The sequence below is a fragment of the Vibrio sp. 1249-1 genome, from assembly GCF_033340495.1.
Genome location: NZ_JAWOWJ010000805.1, coordinates 1 through 600 on the forward strand (window position 1 = coordinate 1; position 600 = coordinate 600).

Below are 600 nucleotides of genomic sequence, written 5' to 3' on the forward strand. Positions count from 1 at the left end.
GTCATAACCTTTCAAAATAACATCGAACGCCTGACTAAACTCTTTAACGGCTTGGCTGTGTACTGACGTTTCCAAATCCAACGCAGGAAGAAAAATCAAAAGCGCTTCTGTCGCTTTAACAACCTCACTTTCTAGTTTTCTTTTCTCAACTGTCTTCTTTCTAATAGCTGCGTATCGCTCTTCACTGGCTTGAATTTCTTGCCAGTTTTTTTCTCGCTCCTGAAATCGTTCTCTACGCTGTCTTTCAATTTTTTCTCTAGGGGTTTCTTTTGGCACTACGGATTCCTTAATTGCTTGATTTGATGGCATTAGCGAACCTGTCGGAGCGAAGTTTCTCGCTTCAGCTCGCCTTAATGCCAATCTAGAAGCCTCCGCTTCTCTAGCCATCTTACAAGTAGAACATGGGCACACTGACGGATTCGAGTGCCCAATAGGGCAACGATGAGATTTTGAAGGGTCAAAAATATCGGGAAGCCCCCCATTCAAGCTATGCATTCGCACACCCATAAGAAAAAATTGAACAGTGACAATAGCTTACACGAATGCATTTAAAACGGGAGTCAATCAACGGCAAAAACCTTTAAAACTCATTTCACGCTC

At 42.7% G+C, this 600-nt stretch carries 1 pseudogene; it reads right to left on the reverse strand.

What is annotated here, in order from left to right:
• Positions 1 to 309 (reverse strand): annotated as a pseudogene (locus tag R7Z50_RS29020) (hypothetical protein); the annotation flags it as partial.
• Between the last annotated feature and the right edge of the window lie 291 nt (positions 310 to 600).